The following is a 25095-nucleotide window of genomic DNA, read 5'->3' on the forward strand; positions in this document are numbered from 1 at the left end:
GCACCAGCTCACCGTGCGCGTTCGAAAACGTCCTTTCGCAGCCCGCCCCAGGCCCGAAAATGATCCCGCGAGATGGCCGGCGGCACGAGAGTGATCCCGCGGGATGGCCGGAGGCGCGAAAGCGATCCCGATACGCCGCCGCGGACGCCGCCTCCTCGACGCACGCCGACGCCCGCACACTCCTCGCGAGTGCAAGAACGCGCCTCTGGGACGTGTTCCGGGAACCAAAGTGATCCCGCGGGAGCGGCGGAAGGGGCGAAAGTGATCCCGGACCGGAACTGGACCTGGACCCGGAACGGACCGGAACTGGACCTGGACCCGGAACGGGCCGGGGCGGGGGTCAGCGGGCGGGGATGTGGGCGTCGAGCCACGCGAGCACGTCGGCGCGCACCTCGTCCTGCTGGAGCTCCTGGAAGATCTCGTGCCGGGCGTCGGGGTAGACGAGGGTCGTGACGTCAGTGAGCCCGGAGCGTCGGCGGTACGCGTCGGCGAGCTTGTGGACACTGCGGGGACCGCCGACCGGATCGTCACGGCCGACGAGGAGAAGCATCGGAACGTCGCGCGCGAGGTGCTTCGCCGGACGCCCGTAGAGTCGCGCCGCGTCGAGCAGGCCGAAGAGTTTGAGCAGCGGCACCCCCGTCGTGAGCGGGTCCTCCTCGAACGCCTTCCACACCGCGGGGTCGCGGCTCAGCCACTCGTATCCGGTCGCGTCGTCGGCAGCCCACGCGGCGTTCAGCGGCGCCGGGTTCAGGGAGCGGGGCGTCCGCAGCGCCGAGCCGGACAGGATGACCGCATCGAAGGCCTCCGCGTGCTCGTTCACCAGCATCTGCGCGAGGAACGACCCCCACGAGTGCCCGAGGAGCACGAGCGGGAGGTCGGGATTCTCGTCACGGATGATGCCGGTCAGCTGCCAGACCGCGTCCTTGGCCGCCCGGAGTCCGCCGGGGCCGAGCCGTCCGAGCCGGGCGGGGTCGCCGTGCTGGCGCATACCGGTGCGTCCGTGCCCGCGATGGTCGTCGGCGTAGACGGTGAACCCGGCTCCGGTGAGCGCGGCGATCAGCGCCGGATACCGTCCCGCGTGCTCGCCCACCCCGTGCAGGAGCTGGACGACGCCGCGGGGCGTGCCCTCCGCCGGGTGGACGTCGTAGACGATGGCGATGCCGTGGCTGTCGGTGTACTCGCGGGTCTCGGTCATGATCCTGCCTTACCGGGCCGTCTCCGCGAGCGCGTCGCGGATGGCGTCGCGGATGGCGAAGGCGATGTCGCGATCCGTCACCTCGTAGCCGCCGACCCCGTCGGAGGCGGAGCCCATGCGCACGCCGCCGTCTTCGGTCACGGCCCGCTTCGCGGAGAAGTGGAGGGCGTCCACACCGGCCCGGGCGAGCACCGGAGCGCTCACGACGTCGACGCCGCTGCCGGCCATCACCTCGATCTGCCCCTCGGCTGCGGCGACGAGCGCGCGCAGGGTGTCGATGCCGTCGATCGCGGCGGACGCCCCTCCGGAGGTGAGCACGCGCCGGAGCCCGAGCTCCCTCGCAGCCCGCAGGGTCGCCACCGGGTCGGCGGTCACGTCGATCGCGCGGTGCAGCGTCGCCGGAGCTCCCCCGGCCGCATCCCGGAGCCGCGCCATGGCGTCGCGATCCAGCTGCCCCTCGCCGTCGAGCGCGCCGATCACCACTCCTGCGGCCCCCGCCGCGACCGCGTGCCGCACGTCGCGTTCGGCGACGGCCAGCTCGTCGGCGCTGTAGTGGAAGCCGCCGGCGCGCGGACGGATGAGGACGTGCACCTCGGGGCCCTTCGCCCCCGCGGCTTCGAGCGCGAGCTCCAGGGTGGCCGGCGACGGGGTGAGCCCACCCAGCGCGAGGGCCGTGGCGAGTTCGACGCGCGCGGCGCCGACCTCAGCGGCGATGCGCACTCCGGCGGGATCCTGGACGGCGATTTCGAGGGGGATCGTTCGGGTCACCCCTCCATTGTGCCCGGTGCCCCGCCCCTGGCCGCCCCCGGGCCAGAAATATTAGATAGACTAACTAAGTATGTCTGCGTCCGATGATTCCCTGCACCTCACCGCCACAGACCTCCGCATGGCCACGTTCCGGCTCGCCCGCCGGCTCCGCTGCGCCCGTGCCGCCGACATGATGAGCGACACCCAGCTCGCCGTCCTCGCCGACCTCCGCATGAACGGTCGGCGCACGATCTCCACCCTCGCCGAGCGCGAGCGCGTGACCGCCCCCTCGATGACGAGCATCGTGAACGGCCTGGAGGAGCAGGGCTATGTCGCCCGCACCCCCGACGAGGACGACCGCCGCCGCGTGCAGGTGGACATCACCCCCGCCGGGGTCGAGATCGTCGTCGAGACCATCCGCCGCCGCGACGTGCTGCTGGCCGACATGCTCCGCGAGGTCGACTACACCGAAGCGGAGCTGGCGACGCTGCGAGAAGCGAGCGCCCTGATGCGGAGGGTGGTGGAGCGATGAGCGCCATGTTCCGCTCCTTCGCGAACATCAACTACCGGATCTGGTTCGCCGGAGCCCTCGTGTCGAACGTCGGCGGGTGGATGCAGGCCACCGCACAGGACTGGGTCGTGCTGACCGAGCTCACCGACAACGACGCGACCGCGATGGGCGTCACCATGGCGCTGCAGTTCGGCCCGCCCCTGGTGCTCGTGAGCCTGACCGGCTGGGTCGCGGATCGCTTCGACCGGCGGAGGATCCTCCTGACCACGCAGGGCGCGCTCCTCGCCCTCGCGATCGCCGTGGGCTCCCTGCTGCTCGCCGGGGTGATGACCCTGCCGATGATGTTCGCGTTCGCCCTCGGATTCGGCATCGTCAACGCCTTCGACGCCCCCGCGCGACAGGCCTTCGTGTCGGACATGGTGTCCGCCACGGAGACCTCCAACGCCGTGGCGCTCAACTCCGCCTCCTTCAATCTCGCCCGCATGATCGGCCCCGCGGTCGGCGGCCTGCTCATCGTCGCGATCGGCTCCGGCTGGGTGTTCATCGTCAACGCCGCGACCTTCCTCGCCATGATCGTCGCGCTGCTGCTCATGCGCACGCACCTGCTCGCGCCGCGTCCGAAGAACCGCAGCAGCGGTGGTCTCGCCGAGGGTTTCCGCTACGTCTGGGCGCGCAGCGACCTCAAGGTCGTGTTCGTGACGGTGTTCCTCATCGGCGCGTTCGGCATGAACTTCCCGATCTTCGCCTCGACCATGGCGCTGGAGTTCGGAGCCGGCGCCGACGGGTACGGGGTTCTGAGCTCGGTGCTCGCGATCGGGTCCCTGATCGGCGCCCTCCTCGCCGCGCGTCGGGACCGGGCGAGGGTGCGCGTGGTGATCCTCGCGGCGGGCGGCTTCGGGATCGCGGCCTTCGTCTCGGCCGCGATGCCCACGTACCTCTCCTATGCCGTCACGCTCACGTTCACCGGCTTCATGATCGTGACGCTGCTGACCACGGCCAACGGCTACGTGCAGATCACGACCGATCCGGCACTGCGCGGGCGCGTGCTCGCCCTCTACATGGCCGTCATCATGGGATCGACTCCGGTCGGCGCGCCGATCGCCGGCTGGGTCGCCGACGCGTTCGGTCCTCGTGCCGCCATCATGCTCGGCGGCACCGCCGGCTTCATCGCGTGCGCGATCGGCGTGACCTGGGTGCTGACGTCGGGGAGGCTGCGCCGTGAGGAGAGCAGCCGCTTCCGGCTGACGCTCGACGAGACGCGGCCGCTGCGGGTCGTGCAGCCCGTCGAGCCCGTCGACTACACGGAGAAGACGGCGGCCACCACGCCCATCCGCCTCCCGCGCCGCGACGGCGAGTGAGCTGCGAAGGCGTTTGTCAACGCCTTCCTCATCTCGGCCCGACGGTCGTAGCGTCGGGTCATGGACGAGAACATGAGCACCCCGCACCCGCAGGATCCGGCCGAAGGCGCTCCCGGCGTCGACGTCCCTGACGAGAACTCCGGCCAGGGCGACGGCACCGGCGGCGCGATCCAGGGCGACAGCTCCCGCGGCGAGTCGACCGGCGGCGCCATCCAGGGCAGCTCCGGCCCCGGCCACCCCGCTCCGCTGGGCGGCGACGAGAACACCGAGGACGAGCTCGCGGCCGACAACGCCGCCGAGGAGGACACCCTCCGCACGCTCGACCCCGACTCCCCGCCGGCCTGATCCGTCGACCCACCCCCTTTGAGACGAGCCACCCCCTTGCGAACGTTCGCAAGGGGGTGGCTCGTGCAGAAGGGGGTGGGTCGGGCGCGGTCAGGCGTCGAGTACCACCTTGAGCTGCTCGACGGCCCAGTCGAGCTCGGTCGCCCGGATGACGAGCGGCGGGGCGATGCGGATGGTCTGCCCGTGCGTGTCCTTCACGAGCACACCCCGGTCGAGCAGCTTCTCCGCGACCTCACGGCCGGTGCCGACGGCCGGATCGATGTCGACGCCCGCCCACAGCCCGGCGATGCGCACCTCCGTGACGCCGTGGCCGATCAGCGGCTGCAGCGCCTGCTCGAGGTGGGCACCGAGCGCCCGCGCACGCTCCTGGAACTCGCCCGTCTGCAGCATCTCCACCACGCGGAGGCCGACGGCCGCCGCGAGCGGGTTGCCGCCGAACGTGGAGCCGTGCTCCCCGGCGCGGATCACACCCAGCACATCCGTGTTCCCCACCACGGCCGAGACCGGCAGGATGCCGCCACCGAGCGCCTTGCCCAGCAGGTACAGGTCCGGCACGACGCCCTCGCGGTCGCACGCGAACGTCTCGCCGACACGCCCGAGGCCGGCCTGGATCTCGTCGGCGATGAACAGCACGTTCTTCTCGTCGCAGATCTCGCGGATGCGGCGCAGGTACCCCTCCGGCGGGATCACGACCCCGGCCTCGCCCTGGATCGGCTCCACGAGCACGCCCGCCGTGTCCTCCGTGATCGCCGCGGCGATCGCCTCCGCGTCACCGAAAGGCACGCGGTCGAAGCCCGGCGTGTAGGGGCCGAAGTCGTCGTGCGCGGTCTCGTCGTCGCTGAAGCTCACGATCGTCGTCGTACGGCCGTGGAAGTTGCCCTTCGCCACGACGATCCGCGCCTTCCCCTCGGGGATGCCCTTCACGCGGTAGCCCCAGGCCCTGGCGACCTTGATGCCGGTCTCCACCGCCTCGGCACCCGTGTTCATCGGCAGCACGAGCTCCTTGCCGCAGAGCTCGGCGAGGGCGGCGGCGAACGGCTCCAGGGTGTCGCTCTGGAACGCCCGGCTGACGAGCGTGACCCGACCGAGCTGCTCGGTCAGCGCCGCGACGAGCGCGGGGTGACGGTGCCCGAAGTTGACCGCGGAGTAGGCCGCGAGCAGGTCGAGGTAGCGCTTGCCCTCGACATCGGTGACCCACGCCCCCTCGCCGCGCGCGATCATCACGGGCAGCGGGTGGTAGTTGTGCGCGACGTGCGGCTCCGCGACCTCGCGGGTCGCTGAGCTCGTCGAAGCGCCCGCCGCCTGCTCGATCGTCACTTCGCACCCCGCAGCTCGAGCGTGCAGCACTTGATCCCGCCGCCGCCGAGGAGGAGCTCGGAGAGGTCGACGGTGATCGGGTTGTACCCGCGCTCCCGGAGCTGCTGCTCGAAGCCCTTCGCCCGCGGCGAGATGATGACGTTGTAGCCGTCGCTCGAGGAGTTCAGGCCGAACACTGCGCCGTCCTCGTCCGACACGAGGATCGCGTCCGGGAAGCGCTTCTCCAGCTCGGCACGGCTGGCGTCGTCGAAGGCCCCGGGGAGGTAGGCGATGTTCGCCCGCTCGGGGCCGCCGTTCTCCACGCCCTGCACGGGGTCGAGCACCGCGATCGCGGTGTCGAGGTGGTAGAAGCGGGGGTCGGTGAGGTTCAGCGACACGACCTCGCGGCCGAAGACCTCGCCGACCTCGCGGTGGCTGTCGCCGGTGGAGCGGAAGCCCGTGCCCGCAAGGATCACGTCGCCGACGAGCAGGAAGTCGCCCTCGCCCTCGTTGACCTCCTTCGGCATGACCGTGTCGTAGCCGGCGGCGCGGAACCAGTCGGCGAAGGCCGGAGCCTCGCCCTGGCGCTCGACGAACCGGAACTCCGGCACATAGGCGCGGCCATCGATGAGAAAGCCGCCGTTGGCCGTGTAGACCATGTCCGGGTAGCCGGGGAGCGGATCGATGAGCTCGACCTCGTGACCGAGCTCGAGGTACAGGTCATACAGCTTCTGCCACTGGGCGACCGCGTTGGCGGTGTCGGTAGGCCGCGACGGCTCCATCCACGGATTGATGGAGTAGTTCACCGTGAAGTGCTCGGGACGGCACATCAGGTAGTGGCGGCGGTGCGCGGTGCGCGTGGGGGCGGTGGTGACGGCGGTCTCCGGCGTCGACATGGATGCTCCTCGTGTGAACGGGCGCGGCGGACGCTGTCCAGGGGCCCGGCGGTCCTTCGACCCCCTGCTCGGACGAGGCGGAGGGGAAGATGCGACTCGGGCACGCCGGTGACCATTGTGCCACCGGACCCTGGGCGCCACCAGCATCCATCCCGTGTCGCCCTCAGCCCTCGCGCTGCGTCACCACGACCTTGCCGACCGTGTGCCCGGCCTCGACGTGCGCGAGCGCGGACACGGCCTCGTCGAACGGGTACGTGCGCTCGATCACCGGAACCAGATGCCCCTCCTCGACGAGCTCGAGCAGCTTCGTGAGGACCTCGGGGCGCGAGGTCGCCGTGAGCGACACCACCCGGGGTCCGCGGAGCGAGAGCACGGCGGCGCGGATCATCCGCGGCACGGGGCCGAGCACGCGTCCGCCGTCGCCGGTCACGAGCACCACGCGGCCACCCGGACGGACGAGGCGCTGCAGCTCGCGGATCGGCACACCTCCCGCGATGTCGATGACGGCATCGAACCGCGAGGAGGGCAGGTGCGTGAGCGGAGACGTGCGGTGGTCGAGCGTGCGCACGGCTCCGAGACGCTCCATCAGGAGGGCGTTGCGCGCGCCGCACGTCGCCCACACCTCGGCACCGCGGAGCGCCGCGAGCTGCACGGCGAAGGTCCCCACGCCGCCGGACGCCCCGATCACGAGGACCCGCTGCGCACGGTGCCGCAACCCCACTCCGGCGGCATCGAGCGCCTGCCACGCGGTGCCTCCGGCGATCGGCAGACAGGCCGCCGCCTCGGGTGTCACATCCGGGGGCACGGGCACGACGCGGTCGGCCGCGATGCGTGCGTGGGAGGCGAGGCCGCCGCCGCCCTGCAGCTCCCCGACGACGAGTTCGCCGAGCTCGGCGTTCACCACGTCGGCGCCGACCGCCACGACGGTGCCGGCGACGTCGAGCCCGCGCACCGGGTGCTTGGGGCGAGTGAGCCCGAGGAACGGCCGGACCAGCAGCGGGTCGCCGAGGAGCAGCCGCACGTCGCCGGCGTTGAGGGCGGTGGCCTGCACGCGCAGCACGACCTCGCCTCGATGCGGCTCGGGGACGGGCTGGCGGGTCAGTGTTGTCCCGGCGGCCGGGCCATACGTCTCGCGGGTCCAGGCGGGCATCGTCTCGGTCATGCGGCACCTCCGGGGTCGGTCGGATACGCGAACAGGTCGTCGAGCCCGACCCCGAAGGCCCGGGCGATCTGGAACGCGAGCTCGAGTGTCGGCGAGTACTTCTGCTGTTCGATCGCGATGAGGGTCTGTCTGGTGACCCCGATCGTGCGGGCGAGCTCGGCCTGCGTGAGTCCGGCACGCTCGCGATGGGCCCGGATGGTGTTGGAGACGAGGGTGGGCTTGACCATCAGCGCAGCCCCCGCCGGTACGCGACGGCCCGGGCGACACCGCCGACGACGGCCGCCACGAGGAACCCGGCGAACATGGTGTTCGCGATCCAGAACACGTCGGCGCCGAGACCGCAGAGGACGATGACGCCGAGACCGGCGATCGTGACGAAGGCCTGCTCCACGCGGGAACCCATCCGGCCGATGTCCCGGTCGCGGATGTCGGAGCGGCCGATGCCCTCCGGATCGGACATCCCCGCGATGATGCCCCAGAGGACACTGAGCACGATCGTCGCGACGATGCCCCCGCCGATCGTCCAGAGCATCAGCGGGAACCAGTCCGTGGCGGTGAGCGGTCCGCCGCCGGCCTGCTGCAGCAGCAGCACGACGTAGACGACCGCGACGATCGGGCTGACGATGAGCCCGGCCCAGACGTTGCGCTCCTCGTAGACCATGCGAATCTCCTCGTGTCAAAAATTCTTGACACGAGGATACGTCTGCACTCCCGCGCGTGTCAAGAATCTTTTACACCGCCTCCCGTAGCCCCTGGCCCCGTCCCGCGCCGCGGGATCACTAACGCCCCTCCCCAGGCCCCCGAGGGCACCTTTTCGATCCCGCGTCCCAGGAACCTCCCACCCCAATCCCGCACACCCACCGCAGGCGGGATCGAAAACGCACCCCCGTCGTTCCGGAGGAGCGCCTTTTCGCCCCCGTACCGAGGCGGAGCCCGGCCATCCCCGGAAGGCGGGATCGAAAACGCACCCCCATCGCTCCGGAGCGGCACCTTTTTGCACCCGCACCGAAACCCGCGCGGCACCCCTCGGCACGGGCGGGATCAGAAACGCACCCCGGGCGACCCGGGGAGGCGCCTTGTCGCACCCGCACCGAAACGGGCGGGGCACCCCGGCGGACGGGCCGGGCGGGGGTCAGATGACGGAGGCGCTCCAGGGGTCGGGATTTCCGTAGCGGTGGGCGGTGATCGAGACGGACTGCTCGTGCACGAACGGAAGGAGCTCGATGCGGGCCGCCGCCGTCACCTCCGCGTCGTACACCGCGAGGTCCGGATCACCGCCCGTCGCCACCGCCAGCACGGAGCGCAGCGCCGCCACCGACTCCCGTCCGCCCACGAGCCGCACGCGCTCATGCCGCGGAAGCGCCGGAACACCGGCATCTCCGGAGGCTCCAGCCCCCTCGGCCACCCGCATCCGCTGGAGCCACTCGTCCTCCGTCTCCAGGAACACCACGGCGTCGAGGTCGCCCAGAGCATGCCGCACGCCCGCCGGAAGCCCGACCGGAGTGGACACCACGAAGCCCGCCCCCGCGCGCACTCCCGCGATCACGACCCGCAGCAGGTCGTGCAGGGCGGCGTCCTCGGTGGCGCGGATCTCCACGGGCACAGGACGATACCGGAAGAGGTTGCGCTCGATCTCCAGCCGCGAGACGTCCCGCACCCGGCCGAACTCCCGGTCCCAGGCCAACGCGTCTGACAGGGCGGACCGCCGGAGCCACTCGAACGACTCGAACGGGAGGGAGGGCTGCGCGGCCTCGATGAGCCCCGTGATCCGGGAGTCGAGCCCCCGCAGATGAAGCGTGCTCGACGCCGGGGACCCGTGCTGGGCGCGCCACGACCCGAGTCCGATGAGGTGGTTCGGCCCGCCCGGCTTGGCACCGGCCCCGACGGAGGAGCGCTTCCACCCGCCGAACGGCTGCCGCTGCACGATCGCCCCGGTGGTGCCGCGGTTGACGTAGAGGTTCCCGGCCTGCACGCGGTCGAGCCAGAAGGAGAGGTCGTCGGGGTCCTGCGTGTGCAGTCCCGCGGTGAGACCGTAGGCGACGGCGTTCTGCAGATCGACGGCCTTCGCGAGGGTCGGGGCGTGCATGATCCCGAGGACCGGGCCGAAGAACTCCTCGGTGTGGAAGCGGGAGCCGGACTGCACGCCGACCCGCACGCCGGGACGCCAGAGCCGGCCGCTGCCGTCGTCGGCGGGATCGAGGGCGGGTTCGATGAGCCACCGCTCGTCGCCCTCCAGCTCGGAGAGGGCCCAGGCGAGCTTGCCCTCGGGCTTCTCGATGACGGGGCCCACCTCGGCGAGCGGATCCGAGGGCCAGCCCACCCGCAGCGAGCGGACCGCATCGGCGAGCTGACGGGCGAAACGCTGCGAGCGCCCCACCGGCCCGACGAGGATCGCGAGCGACGCTGCGGAGCACTTCTGCCCCGCATGACCGAACGCGCTCTTCACGAGGTCGGCCACGGCGAGGTCGAGGTCGGCCGAGGGGGTGATGATCATGGCGTTCTTGCCGCTGGTCTCCGCGAGCAGGGGCAGGTCGGGACGCCAGGAGCGGAACAGCGCCGCGGTCTCCCACGATCCGGTGAGGATCACCCGGTCCACCGCCTCGTCCGTGATGAGGGCACGGCCGAGGTCGCCTTCCTCGATGTCGACGAGAGCGAGAGCCTCACGCGGGACGCCGCCGTCCCACAGGGCCTCCACAAGCACCGCCGCACACCGCCGCGCCTGCGGGGCGGGCTTCAGGACCACGCCGGAGCCCGCGGCGAGCGCCGCCAGCACGCCACCGGCGGGGATCGCGAGGGGGAAGTTCCACGGCGGCGCGACGACGGTCACGCGGGCGGGGACGAACACGGCGCCAGCGATCGCATCGAGCTCACGGCACGTCGCGGCGTAGTACCGGGCGAAGTCGACGGCCTCGCTCACCTCGACATCGGCTTCGGCGAAGACCTTGCCGGTCTCCGCGGCGGCGACCTCGACCAGCTCCGCGCGCCGGGACTCGAGCGCCGCCGCCGCGCGCAGCAGCACCTCGGCGCGTTCGGCCGCGGGACGCGCACCCCAGGCCGCCGCCGCGCCCTGCACGCCGCGCACGATGCGGCCGAGGTCGTCGGCGTCGTCGACGCGGGCCGCGGCCAGGACCTCCGTCCCGACCGTCGAATCCGCGAGCCGCGCGCGGATCCCCGCCGCCCACTCGCGGTTGGCGGGGAGGGCGAGATCCGTATCGGCCGTGTTCGCGAAGCCCGGGGCGCCCCCGGTGTCCTCCCCGCGCTCGCGCGCCGCATACACGGCGGTCTCGAGGAAGGCGCCGGTGTCGGCGTCGTCCGAGCCGCGCACGATGCCGAGCACGGCCTTGGTGAGATCGGCCTCCGCGACCGGGCTGACCGGCGCCGGCCGCACGGACTCGTGCACGGGCGCGAGGCGGTCCTGCGTGCGCCGCGAGCCGAGGCCGAGGGCCGGGTCCCCCGCCCGGTCGAGTGCGTCGAGGAAGCGGCCGGCCTCGCGGGCGAAGAGCGTCTCGTCGTCGTGCAGGTGGAACGCCGCGGAGAGGAAGTTCTCGGACGACGCGTTCTCCTCCAGCCGCCGCACGAGGTAGCTGATGGCCACGTCGAACTCGGCCGGCGCGACGACCGGCACGTACAGCAGCACCGCACCCACTTCCCGGGACACCGCCTGCACCTGCCCCTGGGCCATGCCGAGCAGCATCTCGAACTCGACATCGTCGCGGACGCCCCGCTCCCCGGCCAGCAGCCACGCGTGGGCGATGCCAAAGAGGTTGTGGCCGGCCACGCCGATCCGCACCGAGGTCGTGTGCTCGGGCTGCAGCGCCCAGTCGAGGCAGCGCAGGTAGTTGGCGTCGGTGTCGAGCTTCGTGTCGTAGGGCGCAGGCGTCCACCCGTGCAGCGTCGCCTCGACGTGCTCCATCGCGAGGTTCGCACCCTTCACGAGGCGTACCTTGATGCGGGCTCCCCCGTGGATCACGCGGTCCTGCGCCCAGGCGGTGAGCTCCTGGAGGGCCGGGAGGGCGTCAGGCAGATAGGCCTGCAGCACGATCCCGGCCTCGAGCCCGATGAGCCGAGGGTCCTCCAGGATCCGCGTGAAGACAGCGATCGTGAGGTCGAGGTCGCGATACTCCTCCATGTCGAGGTTGATGAAGGTGCCGTCTGCCGCAGCCGTCACGTACAGCGGGAGCAGCCGCTCCACGACCCGGTCGACGACCTCGTCGAAGCCCCACATCGAGATGCGGCTGACGATGGCCGAGACCTTGACCGACACGTAGTCGACGTCCGGACGCCGGATGAGCTCGTGGATGCCGTCGAGCCGCCGCTGCGCCTCCGCCTCGCCCAGCACCGCCTCCCCGAGGAGGTTGAGGTTCAGGCGCGAGCCCGACTCCCGCAGCTTCTCGATCGCGGGTCCGAGCTTCGCGGGCCGGGCGTCCACCACGAGGTGCCCCACCATCTCGCGCAGCGCCCGTCGCGCGAGGGGGACGACCGGGGTCGGCAGCACCGGGGCGACGCCGCCGCCGAGCCGCACCGCGGAGCGCAGGTACCACGGCAGGAACTCCGGCACGATGGGCGCGATCCGGCGCAGCTGGGCGGCCGCGGCGGTCAGGCTCTCGGGCCGCATCACGCCGTCGACGAAACCGAGGGTGAACGGCAGACCGTTGGCGTCGCGGAGCACTCCGGCGAGGCGTTCCGCGGCGGGGTCGACGTCGGCCGCGGCCGCCTCGATCACCCAGCGGCGCGCGAGCTCGACCGCCTGATCGGCGAGGGATGCGGATGCCCCCGCCTCCGCGGAGGATGACGACGACTCTGCCATGTGACCACCCTAGGTCGCCGGTCGCGGAATCCCGGGGTGCCCGACCGTGCGGGCTGGAGTCGGCTCAGTTCCAGATGCTGGGGGCCGGGGTGCGCACGGGAGGCAGGGCGGACGCGGCCGCCCAGTCGTGCACCCACGCGTCGATCTCCGGCACCCCGTCGGGCTTGCCCACCGCGGCGAAGAGCTCCTCGTTGCTGACCGTGCCGCCGGAGCGCCGCAGCACGCGGGCCCGCACGATGGCCCTGGCGTAGACCTCGCCGCCGACCACGGCGCGATGCTCCAGGAACAGGGCCTTCTCGTCGTGCCCGATGAACCGGGACTGCACCTCGAACCGCTGCCAGAGCTGGAGCGACTTGCGGAAGGTGATCGTCTCGCTCGACACGACCGCGTACCAGCCCTGCTCCTTCATCACGTCGAACAACCCGGTGCGGATGAGGTGGTCCCAGCGACCGAGGTCGAACAGCGACAGGTACCGGCCGTTGTTCATGTGGCGGAGGATGTCGAGGTCGGTGGGCAGGGTGGTCACCGTCACGGTGCCGACGGCGGTGGGGTCGAGGGTCTTCCCCTGCCGCACGCGGCGACGCGCACCGAGGATCACGAGGAGGGTCCGCCAGATCACGTTCACGAGGACTGATCGTAGCCATCCGCGCACGACGACCGAACTTCGTTGTCCGATTCCTCCATGCCCCCGGTGGGCCTTTCCCCGGCCGTCATCCCGATTTCCGATTTCCACGGACCCGCCGTAGAGTCACCGCATGAGCGCCGAAGCCCAGCCCGAAGTCATCGTCCGTCCGGTCCGTGATGTGGATGCGGAAGCCCTCGGTCGCGTGCATGCGCAGTGCTGGCATGAGACCTACGATCACCTCATCAGCAAGGCGGCGCTGGAGAAGGTCTCGCCTCGGCGCATGGCCGAGCTCTGGACGCACTGGGCCTCGCAGGGCCCCGACTTCAAGATGAACGCGGCGCTCGTCGACGGCGAGATCGTCGGCTTCGTCGGCTCGGGTCCGGCCCGCGACAAGGACGCCCCGGCGTTCCGCGAGCTGTACTTCATCTACCTGCTCGACGCGTACCACTCGACCGGCATCGGCCAGAAGCTCTTCGACGCCGCCGTCGAGAAGGACGAGCCGCTCTACCTCTGGGTCGCCGAGGACAACCCCCGCGCGCACCGCTTCTACACGCGCAACGGGTTCCACCTCGACGGCGCCGCGCACACCGAGCCGTTCCTCGGTGAGACGCTCACCGAGGTCCGCTTCGTGCGCCCCTGACCCTCGTCCTCACCGGAAGGGCCGCCCCGCGGGGCGGCCCTTTTCGTCTGCCCTCAGAGGCGTTCGATGATCGTGACGTTCGCGACGCCGCCACCCTCGCACATCGTCTGCAGGCCGTAGCGGCCGCCGGTGCGCTCCAGCTCGTTGAGCAGGGTCGCGAGGATGCGGGTTCCGGTCGCGCCGATCGGATGCCCCAGGGCGATGCCGCCGCCGTTGACGTTGACCTTCTCGTGCGGCGCACCGGTCTCGCGCATCCAGGCGAGCACGACGGAGGCGAACGCCTCGTTGACCTCGAGCAGGTCGATGTCCTCGATCCGGAGCCCGGTGCGCGCCAGCGCGTGCCGGGTCGCCGGGATCGGTGCCGTGAGCATGAGCACGGGGTCGTCGCCGCGGACGGAGAGGTGGTGGATGCGGGCCCGCGGGGTGAGGCCGTGCTCCTGCACCGCCCGCGCACTGGCGATGAGCACGGCGCTCGATGCGTCGCTGATCTGCGACGCGACCGCCGCGGTGATCCGTCCCCCGGGCGCGAGCGGCGGCAGGCCGGCCATGCGTTCGAGCGTGGTGTCCCGGCGCACGCCCTCGTCGTGGTCGAGCCCGGCGAGCGGCGCGATCTCCGCCGCGAACCGCCCCTCGTCCTGGGCGACGGCTGCCCGGCGGTGGCTCTCCAGCGCGTACCGCTCCATCTCCTCCCGCGAGATGTCCCACCGCTCGGCGATGAGCTCCGCGCCCCGGAACTGCGAGATCTCCTGGTCGCCGTACCGCTCCTGCCATCCGGGCGACTCAGCGTACGGCGTCGTGAAACCGTACTCCCGGCCGACGGTCGCGGCCGCCGTGAGCGGGATCCGCGACATGTTCTGCAGCCCGCCGGCGATCACGAGGTCACTGGTGCCGCTGAGCACCGCCTGCGCGGCGAAGTGCACGGCCTGCTGACTGGATCCGCACTGGCGGTCGATCGTCACGCCGGGCACGTGCTCCGGGAAGCCGGCGACGAGCAACGCGGTGCGCGCGACGTTCCCGGCCTGTCCCCCGAGCGCATCGATGGCTCCGAGGATCACGTCGTCCACGGCGCCAGGGTCGATGCCGGTGCGGTCGACGAGGGCCCGCAGACTGTGCGCGCCGAGGTCGGCGGGGTGGATCTCCGCGAGAGCGCCGCCACGGCGTCCGACCGGTGAACGGACCGCGTCGACGATGTAGGCCTCTGCCATGATCTCCCTCTCCTCAGTCCTCCACGCCGGTCGGCAGGAGCAGCCGGAAGCGCTCACACAGCACCGGCATGTCGGGTTCGTAGCCGCGCGGGCTCTCGGAGTGGGTGCGCCAGTAGCGCTCGTGCACCTCGCGCCAGTGCGCCAGGGTGCGATCCCCCTCCCCCTCGGCGAACGCGTGCGCCTCGTCGACCTCGTCGAACGGCACGATGTCGATCGCCGTGGTCTCGATCACGGCGCGCGGGGCGCCGGTTCCGTCGAGGATGATGCTGAGCTCGCCGACGGTCGGCAGCGGGTCCCCCGTCTCCTCGTAGTCCCAGACGGAGGACGCGGTGCCCACCTTGATGCCTCGGAGCACGAGCTCCAGGAGTTCGTCGGCGTGCTCCGGCGTCGCGCCGAAACCCCACGCCTCGGGAAGGGCCTCGGGCAGGTGGGGCAGCGCGATGCGGGCCTCGCGCCAGTAGTCCTCGATGGTGGTGCGGTCGGTCATGGATCAGCGCCCCGAGACCTTGCCGAACGCCCTCGCGATCGGCGCGAGCACGAGCGGGCGCGCCGCGACCCACGCGATCGCGATCACGACGAGCGAGGCGATGAACACCCAGAACCCCGTCCACGTCGCGGCATCCTGCGCGGCGAACATGTGGTTGAGGTTGCGCAGGAAGCCGGTCAGCATCACGAGCGCGACGTGCGCGATGATGAACGCCACGAAGTACAGCATCACCGGGAAGTGCAGGGCGCGGGCCCATTCCACCGGGTACGCCTTCGACAGGCGCTCCGCCTTCTTGGGCCAGAGCCCCGACATGCGGAACCCGGTGACGGCGGCGAGCGGTGCCGCGAGGAAGACGGTGACGAAGTAGGCGAGCTGCTGCAGGCTGTTGTAGTTGTTCCAGCCGTTCTCGTGCGGCCAGTCGAACGAGATGTACTGCAGCGCCGCCGACAGCGCGTTCGGGAAGACCTCCCAGCTCGTCGGCACGATCCGCACCCAGTGTCCCGTGGCGAACAGCAGCACCACGAAGATCACGCCGTTCAGCAGCCACAGGATGTCGAGCGCCTGGTGGAACCAGAGGTTCAGGCTGATCTTGCCCTTCGGGTTGTTCCGCGGCGTCCAGAACACGCTCGGCCGCTTCTCGGTGCGCACCTGCAGGCCCGACCGGATGATCAGCACGATCAGGAACATGTTGAAGAAGTGCGCCCAGTTGACCCACGGCGCGAAGCCGGGCTCGACCGGGATCGGCGGCTCGTACTCGCCCGGGAAGGCTGCCAGGAAGTCCTGCAGGAAGGGGAGGCTGAGCAGCGCGCGGACCAGAGCCACGGCCGCGGCCGCGAGCACACCGAGAGCGGCGGCGCCGAACAGCACCGCGATCGCCTGGGTCCAGGTCGGGCGCCGGCGAGCGGTCGGGGTGGCGATCGTGGCAGCGGCCGGGAGGTGTCGGGGGGCACGACCGTTCCAGACCGTGCGGGTCCAGGGCAGCGGTGTGCTGATGTCGGCCGCGGGCGCCAGGGTGGTACCGGGGGCGGCGGGCTCGGCAGGCGGCGCCGCCGGAGACGGCGTCTCCGGGATCAGCGCGGCATCCGGCGTCACGGCCGCGGCCGTGGCCGCTCGCGCGGGCGCGGTGCCGGCAGGCGGCCACGGCTCGCCACCCGGCACACGAGGCAGTCCGCGGCGGACGCTCTCGCCCCCGGCGGAGGTCGTCGGAGCGGGCACCGCATCGGACGCCGGGTCCGACGTCGGCGAGGCAGCGGTCGAAGCGGACGCGGGCGCCGCAGGTGCGGGCGGCGTCGGCGCGTCAGCGGCGGTGGGTGCGGCCTGCGCGGCCGCGCCCGGAGCCGCGGCGGGTCCGGGCGACGCCGCGGACGGCGGCCACGGCTCGCCGCCGGGAACGCGCGGCAGGCCGCGACGGAGCGCCGGGCGCGGCGCGGCGTCCGGTGTCGCGGCCGGAGCAGTGTCATCCGGCGCGTGCGGCACCGAACGGTCCTCGGCGCGCTCCGCCGGCGTCGCGACCGGGGTCGCCGCCGGCGCGTCGACGGCCGCGGTCACCCCGGACGGCTCGACCGCATCGACGGCATCGACGGTCACGTCGGCGGGCGGCCACGGCTCGCCGCCCGGCACCCGCGGAAGCCCGCGGCGCAGCACCCGCGTCGCCATGACTACTTCTTCCGCGCCTCGAGCGCGGCGATCACCTGCGGGACGATCGCGAACACGTCGCCGACGATGCCGAAGTCGGCGACGTCGAAGATCGGCGCCTCCGGGTCCTTGTTGATCGCCACGATGTTCTTCGACGTCTGCATGCCGGCGCGATGCTGGATCGCGCCGGAGATCCCGAGCGCGACGTAGAGCTGCGGCGACACCGAGACGCCGGTCTGCCCGACCTGGTGGGACTGCGGGATGTAGCCCGCGTCGACGGCGGCCCGCGAGGCGCCGACCGCGGCCCCGAGGGCGTCGGCGAGCTCCTCCACGAGCACGAACTTCTCCTTCGAGGCGAGACCGCGGCCGCCCGACACGACGCGGGTCGCTCCGCGCAGCTCGGGCCGGGACGAGGTGGCCTCGACCGTCTCGATGGGGCCCGCCGTCGCGGCGACCGCTCCGGACGGAGTGACCGCGAGCTGTTCGACCTGCGGAGAGGCGACCGCCTCGGCCCTGGCCTCCACCGCACCCTGACGCACCGTGACGACGAGCGTGCCGTACGTCGCGGCCGCGTCGACGAGGTACGCCCCGCCGTAGACCGAGTGGTGGGCGACGATGCCTTCGTCGTCGCGGGAGACCCCGACCGCATCGACGGCGAGAGCGCTCTTCGTCCGCACCGCGAACCGCCCGGCGACATCGCGTCCGGAGATCGAGTTCGAGATGAGAACGGCCGCGGGCTGCACCTGCGCGGCGGCGGCCTGCAACGCGTCGACGATCGGGACCGTCAGCGCGGACGGGTCGCCGTCGGCCGTGAGCACGACTGCGGCTCCGGCCTCCGCTGCGCTGGCGACCGCGGCTTCGGTACCGCCGACGATCACCGCGACCGGTGTGCCGATGCCCGCCGCCGCGCCGAGGAGTCCGGCGGCACTGCTGGCGAGCTCGCCGGACGGGTCGACGTCGAGGAGCACGAGGATCGGGTTCTCGGGGTACGCCATGTCACACCAGCCTGTTCTGCACGAGGAACTCGACGAGCTTCTCCGCGGCATCGCCCTCGTCGGTGATCTTGACCCCGGCGGCCCGCGGGGGCTTCTCCGAGACCGCGGTCATGATGGTCCGCGGAGCCGCCGCCGGGTCGGCCGACACGTCGAGGTCGGCGAGGGACAGCACCTCCAGCGGCTTCTTCTTCGCCGCCATGATGCCCTTGAAGTTCGGGAACCGGGCGTCCGGGAGTGCCTCGGTGATGGAGATCACGGCGGGCAGCGGCGCGGTCACCTGCTGGCTGCCCGCGTCGGCGCCGCGGGTGCCGGAGACGCCATCGGCGGTGATCTCGACCGCGGTGAGGGCGGTGGCCTGCGCCCAGCCGAGGTGTTCGGCGAGCATGGCCGGGAGGACGCCGCCGGCGCCGTCGGTGGACAGGTTGCCGGTGATGACGAGGTCGGGGGCGCCGCGGCGGATCGCGGCGGCGAGGACCTCGGCGGTGAGGCCCAGGTCGGCGCCGACGAGCTGCTCGTCGACGACGTGCACGGCTGACGCGGCACCGATCGCGAGGGCGCGTCGCACGGAGGCGGTCGCGCTCTCCGGCGCCATCGTGAGGGCCACGACCTCGGTGCCCTCGTTCTTGTCGGCGTGGGCCAGGGCGACCTCGAGGGCCCGCTCCGTGATCTCGTCGAGGACCACATCCCCGGCGCCGCGTTCGGCGAGTCCGGTCTCGAGATTCAACGTGCGATCGCCATAGGTGTCCGGCACCTCTTTGACCAGGACGAAGATCTTCATCGAATGCTCCTCACGACACGCTGAGTCTATCCGCACGCTCTTCTATGTAGCCAAAGGCGGAGGGATCCGCAGGCCGCACCCCCGATTTCCGCCACGAATGTATACATAGTCGACAGTCGCGCCCCACGGCTCGCCGCTGGCGACCGGGGGCGGCCTCCCCCGGTACCGTAGAGACGTGGTCCGACCCCGCCCGCTTCCCGTCGACCCGCTCGCCGAGGCGAAGCGGCAGTGGATCGCGCACGGCTGGACCGAGGCCGCGGACGGCATGACCGTCGTCACCTCGGTCATGCGCGCTCAACAGCTGCTCCTGGCCCGTGTCGACGCGGCCCTCAAGCCCTTCGCGCTGAGCTTCGCCCGCTACGAGGTCCTCCGCCTGCTGGCCTTCAGCCGCGCCGGACGCCTGCCGTTGTCGAGCGTCGTCGCGCGCCTGCAGGTCCACGCCACCACCATCACGAGCACCGCCGAGCGGCTCATGCGCGACGGCCTCGTCATCCGCGAACCGCACCCGCACGACGGGCGCGCGGCGATGCTCGCCCTGACCGACGACGGCCGCGACCTCGTCGAGCGGGCGACGACCGCCCTCAACGCCGACGTCTTCGCCGACCCCGGCATGAGCGAAGCCGACGCCGCCGAGCTCGTCGCCATCGTCGCCCGCCTGCGCCGCGACGCCGGCGACTTCATCGACCCGCGCCCCCTCCCCGAACCGCTCTGATGCCGCGGTTCGTGCTCGAGACCGTGATCGCGGCACCCCGCCCTGCCGTCTTCGCCGCGGCGCTGGACCCGGAGCTGCATCTGCAGTCGATGGCGCGCTACGACGAGACGATGATCGAGGAGCCCGCGGGCGGTGCGTTCACCGAGGGGTCCACGGTCACCTGGCGCGCGCGGCACTTCGGCATCCCGTTCCGCCTGCGTTCCGTGGTGTTCGACATCGACGCGCCGCATCGGTTCACGGACCGGCAGATCGCCGGGCCGTTCCGCGAGCTCCGACACGAGCATGTGTTCGAGGAGCACCCGCGCGGCACCCTCATGCGCGACACGATCGAGTTCCGCTCGCCCTTCGGACCCCTCGGCCGCCTCGTCGACGCCCTCGTGCTCGGCCGGTACATGGAGCGGCTGATCGCCGAACGCAACTCCGCGCTCGTCGCCGCGATCGAGGATGGCGGGCGTACTCTTCCTGCATGAGCGAACTGCGCGTGCACACCGTCCTCACCGGTCGCGGCCCCGCCGCGGCGATCCTCCTCACCGACGAGCAGGTGGCCTCCTTCGGCGCGGGCAAGGCCTTCCCGGTCGCGGTCACGATCGGCGGCCGCACCGCGCGCCTGCGCCTGGCCCGGATGGGAGGCGAGAACATGATCGGTCTCAGCAAGGCCGCCCGCGCAGACCTCGGGGTGGAGATCGATCAGGAGGTCGATGCCGTGATCCGGCTCGACACCGCGGAACGCACGGTCGACGTCCCGGCCGCACTGGCCGCCGCCCTCGATGCCGACCCCGCGGTGCGCGCGGCCTTCGATGCCCTCTCACCCTCGGCGCGCAAGGAGCACGCCCGAGCGGTCGCCGAGGCCAAGCAGGAGGCGACGCGCGAGCGCCGGATCGCGAAGATCGTGGAGTCCCTGCGCGGCTGATCTGTGCCCCGCCGTCAGCGGTTCTGGAAGTCCGGCGTGCGCTTCTCGCGGAAGGCCGCCATCCCCTCCTTCTGGTCGTGCGTGTCGAACAGTGCCGCGAACGCCTGCTTCTCGTGGGCGAGGCCTGCGGACAACGTCGTCTCCATCGCCGCATCGAGCGCGGCCTTGGCGGCGTAGACCGACGGGAGCGACTTCGACGCGATCGTCTCGGCCAGCGTCGTCGCCTCGGCCAGGAGATCCGCCGCGGGGACGACACGGGACACGAGTCCGGCGCGCTCCGCCTCCTCGGCGCCCATGAAGCGCCCGGACAGCACGAGCTCCGCCGCCTTGTAGTACCCGACCGCGCGGATGAGCCGCTGTGTTCCGCCCATGCCCGGGATCACCCCGAGGTTGATCTCGGGCTGCCCGAACTTCGCGGTGTCCGCGGCGAGGATGATGTCGCACATCATCGCCAGCTCGCAGCCGCCTCCGAGCGCGAACCCGGAGACCGCCGCGATGACCGGCGTGCGCACGGCCGCGAAGTCGTGCCAGACGCCGAAGTGGTCCGTCTCGAGCATCTCCGCCGCGGACATGCCCTCCATCTCCTTGATGTCGGCGCCGGCCGCGAAGGCCTTCTCAGAGCCGGTCACGACGATGGCCCCGACGCCGTCATCCGCATCGAAGGCCTGCGCGGCCGCGGTGACCTCCTCGGCGAGCCGGCTGTTCAGCGCGTTGAGCGCCTCGGGACGGTGGAGGGTGATCCAGCCCACGCGTCCGCGCTGCTCCACCAGGATCGTCTCGTACTCGGTCATCGCTCCCGCCTTCCTGTCGTTATCCACCCTCCCCTTCGAATCGCCCGATTTGCTGCATTTCGGCCGGATTCGCGACCATTCAGGCGATTCGAAAGCCGGAGGTCAGCCACGGATGTCCGTGATGATGCCGGAGAAGTCACGGGCGGCGCCGTCGCCGGCGGCGTAGGCGGCGTACAGCTCCTGCGCCAGACGACCCATCCGCGCGTCCGTCGAGGTCTGCTCGATGGCCTGCAGCGCGAGACCGAGGTCCTTCGCCATGAGGGCGCCCGCGAACCCCGGCTGGTAGTCCCGGTTCGCGGGGCTGGTGGGCACCGGACCGGGCACGGGGCAGTTCGTGGTGAGCGCCCAGCACTGCCCCGACGCCTGGGACACCACATCGAACAGGGCCTGATGCTCGAGCCCCAACCGCTCGCCCAGCACGAACGCCTCGGCGACGGCGATCTGCGACACCGCGAGCACCATGTTGTTGCAGACCTTCGCCGCCTGTCCGAGTCCCGGTCCGCCGCAGTGCACGATGCGCTTCCCCATGATCTCCAGCAGCGGCAGCGCCGCCGCGAAGTCGTCGTCGGAACCCCCGACCATGAACGCCAGGGTCCCGGCCTCCGCCCCGACCACACCTCCGGATACCGGAGCATCGATGTGCCGGTGGCCGGCGGCGAGCGCGAGCGCATGGGCGGCCCGCGCCTCGTCCACCGCGATGGTCGACGACTCGATGAACAGCGTCCCGGGGCGCGCGGCCGCCAGCAGCTCCGTGCGGTAGGCCTCGATGACGTGCTTCCCCGCCGGGAACATCGTCACCACGACCTCCGCGTCCGCCACCGCCTCCGCGCCGCTCGCCGCCACGGGGATCCCGGCCGCCCGCGCCGCCTCGATCGCCGCGGGCACGAGGTCGAAGCCGTGCACCTCGTGTCCGGCGGCGACGAGGTTCTTCGCCATCGGCAGCCCCATGTGCCCGAGCCCGAGGAAGGCGACGCGGGTCATGATGCGCTCCGCATCGACGCCGACCCCGCGGGTCGCAGCATCTCCCGACCGACGATCAGGCGCATGATCTCGTTCGTCCCCTCGAGGATCTGGTGCACGCGGAGGTCGCGGACGATCTTCTCGATGCCGTAGTCCTGCAGATAGCCGTAGCCGCCGTGCAGCTGGAGGGCGCGGTTGGCCACCTCGAAGCCGGCGTCGGTCGCGAAGCGCTTCGCCATCGCGCAGCGCATCGTCGCATCCGGCGCCTTCTCGTCCACCGCCTGCGCGCCGTCGCGCACCATCAGCCGCGCGGCCTGCAGATCGGTGCGCATGTCGGCGATCGCGAAGAGGATCGACTGCTTCTCCGCCAGGGGCTCGCCGAACGCGACGCGCTCGTGCACGTACTGCACCGCCTTGTCGAGCGCGGCCTGCGCACCGCCGAGCGAGCACGCCGCGATGTTGAGGCGCCCGCCGTTCAGCGCCGACATCGCGATCGCGAAACCGCGCCCCTCGTCGCCGAGCATCGCGGACGCCGGCACCCGCACACCGTCCATGATCACGGGGCGGGTCGGCTGCGCGTGCCACCCCATCTTCTTCTCCGCGGCGCCGAAGCTCAGGTTCTCCGCGTCGCCGGGGACGAGGAAGGCGCTGATGCCCTTGGCTCCCGGCTCGCCGGTCCGTGCCATGACGACGTACACCGCGGCCTCACCGGCTCCGGAGATGAACTGCTTCACCCCGGTCAGTACATACTCGTCGCCTTCACGGACGGCGCTGGTCGCGATGTTCGCCGCGTCGGAGCCGGCCCCCGGCTCGGTGAGGCAGTAGCCGCCGAACTCCTGCATGGCGGTCAGCGACGGCAGCCAGTGCGACCTCTGCTCATCGTCGCCGTAGGTGTCGATCATCCAGACCACCATGTTGTGGATGGAGATGTAGGCGGCCAGGGCGGGGTCGGCCTTGGCGAGCTCCTCGAAGATGGCGACGGTGTCGACCCGGGTGAGGCCCGTGCCGCCGAACTCCTCGCTCACGTAGATCCCGCCGAGGCCGAGCTCGCCGCCGCGCTGCAGCGACTCCCGCGGGAACAGGTGCTTCTCGTCGCGTTCCGCGGCGAACGGGGCGAGCTCCGCATCGGCGAACTCTCGCACGGCGTCGAGGATCGCCTCGCGCTCCTCGTCGGTGGTGGTGACGGTGGTCATGGTCATCGCGTGTCCTTAGTGCATCGTGGGGATGACGAAGCTCGCGCCCTCGCGGATCCCCGACGGCCAGCGGCTCGTCACGGTCTTGGTCTTGGTGTAGAAGCGGAAGGCGTCGGCGCCGTGCTGGTTGAGGTCGCCGAAACCGCTGCGCTTCCAGCCGCCGAACGTGTAGTAGGCGATCGGCACCGGGATGGGCACGTTCACGCCCACCATCCCCACCTCCACGCGAGCGGCGAAGTCGCGAGCCGCGTCGCCGTCGCGCGTGAAGATGGCGACGCCGTTGCCGTACTCGTGCTCGGAGGCCATGCGCAGCGCCTCTTCGTAGTCGGTGGCGCGGGCGATCACGAGCACCGGGCCGAAGATCTCCTCGCGATAGATCGCCATGTCGGTCGTCACGTGGTCGAAGAGCGTCGGTCCGAGGTAGAAGCCCTCCTCGTGCCCGGGGACCGTGAACCCGCGGCCGTCGGCAAGCAGCGTCGCGCCCTCGTCGATGCCCTGCTGGATGTAGCCCTCGACGCGCTCGACGGCTGCCCGCGTGACCAGGGGTCCGTAGTCGACGTCCGCCGCGAGGGACGGCCCGACCCGCAGCTGCGCGACGCGTTCGGTGAGCTTGGCGGCGAGCGCGTCCGCGGTCTCCGCACCGACCGGGACGGCGACCGAGATCGCCATGCACCGCTCCCCCGCGGAGCCGTAGCCGGCACCGATGAGGGCGTCGACGGCCTGGTCGAGGTCGGCGTCCGGCATCACGATCATGTGGTTCTTCGCGCCGCCGAAGCACTGCGCCCGCTTGCCGTGAGCGGCCGCGGTGGCGTAGATGTACTCGGCGATGGGCGTGGAGCCGACGAACCCGACGGCGCGGATCCGGTCGTCGGTGAGGAGGGTGTCCACCGCCTCCTTGTCGCCGTGCACCACGTTGAGGACGCCGGCCGGCAGCCCCGCTTCGAGGAACAGCTCGGCGAGACGCACCGGCACCGAGGGGTCGCGCTCACTGGGCTTGAGCACCACCGCGTTGCCGGCGGCGAGCGCGGGACCGGCCTTCCACAGCGGGATCATGGCGGGGAAGTTGAAGGGCGTGATCGCCGCGACGACCCCGAGCGGCTGCCGCATCGAGTACACGTCGATGCCGGCCCCGGCCCCCGTGGAGTACTCCCCCTTGAGCAGGTGGGGTGCGCCGGCGGAGAACTCGATCACCTCGAGGCCGCGCTGGATGTCGCCCTTGGCGTCGTCCACGGTCTTGCCGTGCTCGCTCGCGAGGAGTTCGGCCAGCGAGGTCATCTCCTGCTGCACGAGGTCGAGGAACCGCAGGAGCACACGGGCGCGCTTCTGCGGGTTGGTCGCCGCCCACGCGACCTGCGCCTCTTCGGCGTTCGCGATCACACGGCGCACCTCCTCCGCGGATGCGAGCGGCACCCGGGCCTGCACGGCTCCGGTGCTCGGGTCGAAGACGTCGGCGAAGCGGCCGTCTTCCGGGGTGACATGCGTTCCGCCCACGAAGTGCGGGATAGTACGGGTCATTGTGCGACATCCCTCCGTGCCGTCTTTGGCACATCGGCGAGTTTACTCCGACGACCGTGAAAATACGAGGACGTCCTTGTATCTTGCGGCGCCCCGCGTTCGGATGCCGCCGTCGCCCGTTCTCCGGCCGTTCACCCGCCGGACATCCGGGCCGATTACAACTGCAGATGCACGGCACAGACTCAGACCGGATCGGGTAGTCGCGTCTCCCGTGCGCACGGTGAGCACTCTGGCTCCCGAGACCCCCGCCGAATCGGGTCGGCGGGGGTCTTCTCTTCCCTTTCGAATCGCTTGCTTTGCTCTATCTCGGCCGGGGATGGAGCACAGTGCGC

General features: G+C 71.7%; 25 protein-coding genes. 7 read left to right on the plus strand and 18 right to left on the minus strand.

Translation table 11 applies throughout. The features are described 5' to 3' along the window. Positions 1-340 precede the first annotated feature (340 nt). Both WFJ36_RS14085 and WFJ36_RS14090 read right to left on the minus strand, forming a co-directional pair. Positions 341-1195: an alpha/beta fold hydrolase gene (locus WFJ36_RS14085; protein WP_071329914.1), complete on the minus strand. Its 855-nt coding sequence runs from the start codon at positions 1193-1195 to the stop codon at positions 341-343. 9 nt (positions 1196-1204) lie between these two features. Further along, the gene (locus tag WFJ36_RS14090) at positions 1205-1963 is read right to left on the minus strand and encodes a copper homeostasis protein CutC (protein ID WP_336643539.1); all 759 of its coding nucleotides are present in this window, start codon (positions 1961-1963) and stop codon (positions 1205-1207) included. Positions 1964-2033: 70 nt separating this feature from the next. Here WFJ36_RS14090 and WFJ36_RS14095 point away from each other — a divergent pair, with 70 nt between their 5' ends. The 3 genes from WFJ36_RS14095 to WFJ36_RS14105 are packed head-to-tail and all read left to right on the plus strand — an operon-like array spanning position 2034 to position 4156. Then, positions 2034-2474 (plus strand): MarR family winged helix-turn-helix transcriptional regulator, encoded by a 441-nt coding sequence (locus tag WFJ36_RS14095; RefSeq protein WP_062636968.1) that lies wholly within the window; start codon positions 2034-2036, stop codon positions 2472-2474. Positions 2475-2479: 5 nt separating this feature from the next. After that, positions 2480-3811 carry an MFS transporter gene (locus WFJ36_RS14100; RefSeq protein WP_071329967.1) on the plus strand — a complete coding sequence of 444 codons (1332 nt, stop codon included), beginning with the start codon at positions 2480-2482 and terminating at the stop codon, positions 3809-3811. Between the two features lie 60 nt (positions 3812-3871). After that, complete coding sequence (locus WFJ36_RS14105; RefSeq protein WP_071329912.1) at positions 3872-4156, plus strand: hypothetical protein; 285 nt, start codon at positions 3872-3874, stop codon at positions 4154-4156. A 90-nt stretch (positions 4157-4246) separates the two neighbouring features. Here WFJ36_RS14105 and rocD read toward each other — a convergent pair whose 3' ends face one another. The 7 genes from rocD to WFJ36_RS14140 form a co-directional block, all read right to left on the minus strand. After that, on the minus strand, positions 4247-5473 hold the full coding sequence (gene rocD / locus WFJ36_RS14110) for an ornithine--oxo-acid transaminase (RefSeq protein ID WP_442927874.1): 1227 nt from the start codon (positions 5471-5473) through the stop codon (positions 4247-4249). Then, the gene (gene ddaH / locus WFJ36_RS14115) at positions 5470-6348 is read right to left on the minus strand and encodes a dimethylargininase (RefSeq protein ID WP_071329911.1); all 879 of its coding nucleotides are present in this window, start codon (positions 6346-6348) and stop codon (positions 5470-5472) included. Before ddaH ends, rocD begins: the two co-directional genes overlap by 4 nt. 163 nt (positions 6349-6511) lie before the next feature. Continuing rightward, positions 6512-7510, minus strand: a complete 999-nt coding sequence (locus tag WFJ36_RS14120) for an NAD(P)-dependent alcohol dehydrogenase (protein WP_336643540.1) — start codon at positions 7508-7510, stop codon at positions 6512-6514. Beyond that, entirely contained in the window at positions 7507-7737 is a 231-nt protein-coding gene (locus WFJ36_RS14125; protein WP_071329909.1) for a helix-turn-helix transcriptional regulator, read from the minus strand. Before WFJ36_RS14125 ends, WFJ36_RS14120 begins: the two co-directional genes overlap by 4 nt. Further along, a complete protein-coding gene (locus WFJ36_RS14130; RefSeq protein WP_071329908.1) occupies positions 7737-8171 on the minus strand; it encodes a hypothetical protein in 435 nt (144 codons plus the stop codon). Before WFJ36_RS14130 ends, WFJ36_RS14125 begins: the two co-directional genes overlap by 1 nt. 471 nt (positions 8172-8642) lie before the next feature. Next, positions 8643-12317, minus strand: coding sequence for a bifunctional proline dehydrogenase/L-glutamate gamma-semialdehyde dehydrogenase (locus WFJ36_RS14135; protein WP_336643541.1), 3675 nt, complete (start codon positions 12315-12317; stop codon positions 8643-8645). A gap of 64 nt (positions 12318-12381) precedes the next feature. Continuing rightward, positions 12382-12942, minus strand: a complete 561-nt coding sequence (locus WFJ36_RS14140; RefSeq protein WP_025105424.1) for an acyl-CoA thioesterase — start codon at positions 12940-12942, stop codon at positions 12382-12384. Positions 12943-13072: 130 nt separating this feature from the next. Between WFJ36_RS14140 and WFJ36_RS14145 the strand changes: the two genes are divergently transcribed. Beyond that, on the plus strand, positions 13073-13582 hold the full coding sequence (locus WFJ36_RS14145; RefSeq protein WP_060922628.1) for a GNAT family N-acetyltransferase: 510 nt from the start codon (positions 13073-13075) through the stop codon (positions 13580-13582). A 53-nt stretch (positions 13583-13635) separates the two neighbouring features. On the opposite strand, the gene WFJ36_RS14150 is transcribed toward WFJ36_RS14145, so the two are convergent. The 5 genes from WFJ36_RS14150 to WFJ36_RS14170 are packed head-to-tail and all read right to left on the minus strand — an operon-like array spanning position 13636 to position 18682. Further along, positions 13636-14787, minus strand: coding sequence for an acetyl-CoA C-acetyltransferase (locus tag WFJ36_RS14150; protein WP_071329905.1), 1152 nt, complete (start codon positions 14785-14787; stop codon positions 13636-13638). Between the two features lie 13 nt (positions 14788-14800). Continuing rightward, complete coding sequence (locus tag WFJ36_RS14155; RefSeq protein WP_071329904.1) at positions 14801-15274, minus strand: ASCH domain-containing protein; 474 nt, start codon at positions 15272-15274, stop codon at positions 14801-14803. A 3-nt stretch (positions 15275-15277) separates the two neighbouring features. After that, positions 15278-16930, minus strand: coding sequence for a cytochrome b/b6 domain-containing protein (locus WFJ36_RS14160; RefSeq protein ID WP_336643542.1), 1653 nt, complete (start codon positions 16928-16930; stop codon positions 15278-15280). Between the two features lie 2 nt (positions 16931-16932). Continuing rightward, the gene (locus WFJ36_RS14165) at positions 16933-17904 is read right to left on the minus strand and encodes an electron transfer flavoprotein subunit alpha/FixB family protein (RefSeq protein ID WP_071329142.1); all 972 of its coding nucleotides are present in this window, start codon (positions 17902-17904) and stop codon (positions 16933-16935) included. Position 17905: 1 nt separating this feature from the next. Beyond that, the gene (locus WFJ36_RS14170; protein ID WP_071329143.1) at positions 17906-18682 is read right to left on the minus strand and encodes an electron transfer flavoprotein subunit beta/FixA family protein; all 777 of its coding nucleotides are present in this window, start codon (positions 18680-18682) and stop codon (positions 17906-17908) included. Between the two features lie 175 nt (positions 18683-18857). Here WFJ36_RS14170 and WFJ36_RS14175 point away from each other — a divergent pair, with 175 nt between their 5' ends. From WFJ36_RS14175 to WFJ36_RS14185, 3 genes are read left to right on the plus strand one after another with little or no spacing between them, the layout of a single operon-like run. Continuing rightward, entirely contained in the window at positions 18858-19394 is a 537-nt protein-coding gene (locus WFJ36_RS14175) for a MarR family winged helix-turn-helix transcriptional regulator (protein WP_071329144.1), read from the plus strand. Continuing rightward, positions 19394-19864, plus strand: coding sequence for an SRPBCC family protein (locus tag WFJ36_RS14180; protein WP_336643543.1), 471 nt, complete (start codon positions 19394-19396; stop codon positions 19862-19864). Before WFJ36_RS14175 ends, WFJ36_RS14180 begins: the two co-directional genes overlap by 1 nt. After that, a complete protein-coding gene (locus WFJ36_RS14185) occupies positions 19861-20304 on the plus strand; it encodes a YdeI/OmpD-associated family protein (RefSeq protein WP_071329145.1) in 444 nt (147 codons plus the stop codon). The genes WFJ36_RS14180 and WFJ36_RS14185 overlap by 4 nt, the downstream gene beginning before the upstream one ends. A 14-nt stretch (positions 20305-20318) precedes the next feature. On the opposite strand, the gene WFJ36_RS14190 is transcribed toward WFJ36_RS14185, so the two are convergent. The 4 genes from WFJ36_RS14190 to WFJ36_RS14205 form a co-directional block, all read right to left on the minus strand. Then, entirely contained in the window at positions 20319-21095 is a 777-nt protein-coding gene (locus WFJ36_RS14190; RefSeq protein WP_071329146.1) for an enoyl-CoA hydratase-related protein, read from the minus strand. Positions 21096-21197: 102 nt separating this feature from the next. Continuing rightward, positions 21198-22076: a 3-hydroxyisobutyrate dehydrogenase gene (gene mmsB / locus WFJ36_RS14195; RefSeq protein WP_292788710.1), complete on the minus strand. Its 879-nt coding sequence runs from the start codon at positions 22074-22076 to the stop codon at positions 21198-21200. Then, positions 22073-23254 carry an acyl-CoA dehydrogenase family protein gene (locus WFJ36_RS14200; protein ID WP_336643544.1) on the minus strand — a complete coding sequence of 394 codons (1182 nt, stop codon included), beginning with the start codon at positions 23252-23254 and terminating at the stop codon, positions 22073-22075. The genes mmsB and WFJ36_RS14200 overlap by 4 nt, the downstream gene beginning before the upstream one ends. Before the next feature lie 9 nt (positions 23255-23263). Then, positions 23264-24763, minus strand: a complete 1500-nt coding sequence (locus WFJ36_RS14205; protein ID WP_336643545.1) for a CoA-acylating methylmalonate-semialdehyde dehydrogenase — start codon at positions 24761-24763, stop codon at positions 23264-23266. Positions 24764-25095 lie beyond the last annotated feature (332 nt).

It is taken from the genome of Microbacterium sp. MMO-113 (assembly GCF_037148555.1).
In the GTDB taxonomy this organism is placed as follows: domain Bacteria; phylum Actinomycetota; class Actinomycetes; order Actinomycetales; family Microbacteriaceae; genus Microbacterium.

Bases quoted from the DNA above. Each gene is read 5' to 3' on its own strand.
- ddaH (WP_071329911.1), bottom strand. From the start codon at position 6,348: ATGTCGACGCCGGAGACCGCCGTCACCACCGCCCCCACGCGCACCGCG.
- WFJ36_RS14155 (WP_071329904.1), bottom strand. From the start codon at position 15,274: ATGACCGACCGCACCACCATCGAGGACTACTGGCGCGAGGCCCGCATC.
- WFJ36_RS14200 (WP_336643544.1), bottom strand. From the start codon at position 23,254: ATGACCATGACCACCGTCACCACCACCGACGAGGAGCGCGAGGCGATC.
- WFJ36_RS14100 (WP_071329967.1), top strand. From the start codon at position 2,480: ATGTTCCGCTCCTTCGCGAACATCAACTACCGGATCTGGTTCGCCGGA.
- WFJ36_RS14095 (WP_062636968.1), top strand. From the start codon at position 2,034: ATGTCTGCGTCCGATGATTCCCTGCACCTCACCGCCACAGACCTCCGC.
- WFJ36_RS14165 (WP_071329142.1), bottom strand. From the start codon at position 17,904: ATGGCGTACCCCGAGAACCCGATCCTCGTGCTCCTCGACGTCGACCCG.
- mmsB (WP_292788710.1), bottom strand. From the start codon at position 22,076: ATGACCCGCGTCGCCTTCCTCGGGCTCGGGCACATGGGGCTGCCGATG.
- WFJ36_RS14190 (WP_071329146.1), bottom strand. From the start codon at position 21,095: ATGACCGAGTACGAGACGATCCTGGTGGAGCAGCGCGGACGCGTGGGC.
- WFJ36_RS14085 (WP_071329914.1), bottom strand. From the start codon at position 1,195: ATGACCGAGACCCGCGAGTACACCGACAGCCACGGCATCGCCATCGTC.
- WFJ36_RS14150 (WP_071329905.1), bottom strand. From the start codon at position 14,787: ATGGCAGAGGCCTACATCGTCGACGCGGTCCGTTCACCGGTCGGACGC.
- WFJ36_RS14125 (WP_071329909.1), bottom strand. From the start codon at position 7,737: ATGGTCAAGCCCACCCTCGTCTCCAACACCATCCGGGCCCATCGCGAG.
- WFJ36_RS14205 (WP_336643545.1), bottom strand. From the start codon at position 24,763: ATGACCCGTACTATCCCGCACTTCGTGGGCGGAACGCATGTCACCCCG.
- WFJ36_RS14135 (WP_336643541.1), bottom strand. From the start codon at position 12,317: ATGGCAGAGTCGTCGTCATCCTCCGCGGAGGCGGGGGCATCCGCATCC.
- WFJ36_RS14145 (WP_060922628.1), top strand. From the start codon at position 13,073: ATGAGCGCCGAAGCCCAGCCCGAAGTCATCGTCCGTCCGGTCCGTGAT.
- WFJ36_RS14170 (WP_071329143.1), bottom strand. From the start codon at position 18,682: ATGAAGATCTTCGTCCTGGTCAAAGAGGTGCCGGACACCTATGGCGAT.
- WFJ36_RS14180 (WP_336643543.1), top strand. From the start codon at position 19,394: ATGCCGCGGTTCGTGCTCGAGACCGTGATCGCGGCACCCCGCCCTGCC.
- WFJ36_RS14185 (WP_071329145.1), top strand. From the start codon at position 19,861: ATGAGCGAACTGCGCGTGCACACCGTCCTCACCGGTCGCGGCCCCGCC.
- WFJ36_RS14160 (WP_336643542.1), bottom strand. From the start codon at position 16,930: ATGGCGACGCGGGTGCTGCGCCGCGGGCTTCCGCGGGTGCCGGGCGGC.
- WFJ36_RS14120 (WP_336643540.1), bottom strand. From the start codon at position 7,510: ATGACCGAGACGATGCCCGCCTGGACCCGCGAGACGTATGGCCCGGCC.
- WFJ36_RS14130 (WP_071329908.1), bottom strand. From the start codon at position 8,171: ATGGTCTACGAGGAGCGCAACGTCTGGGCCGGGCTCATCGTCAGCCCG.
- WFJ36_RS14105 (WP_071329912.1), top strand. From the start codon at position 3,872: ATGGACGAGAACATGAGCACCCCGCACCCGCAGGATCCGGCCGAAGGC.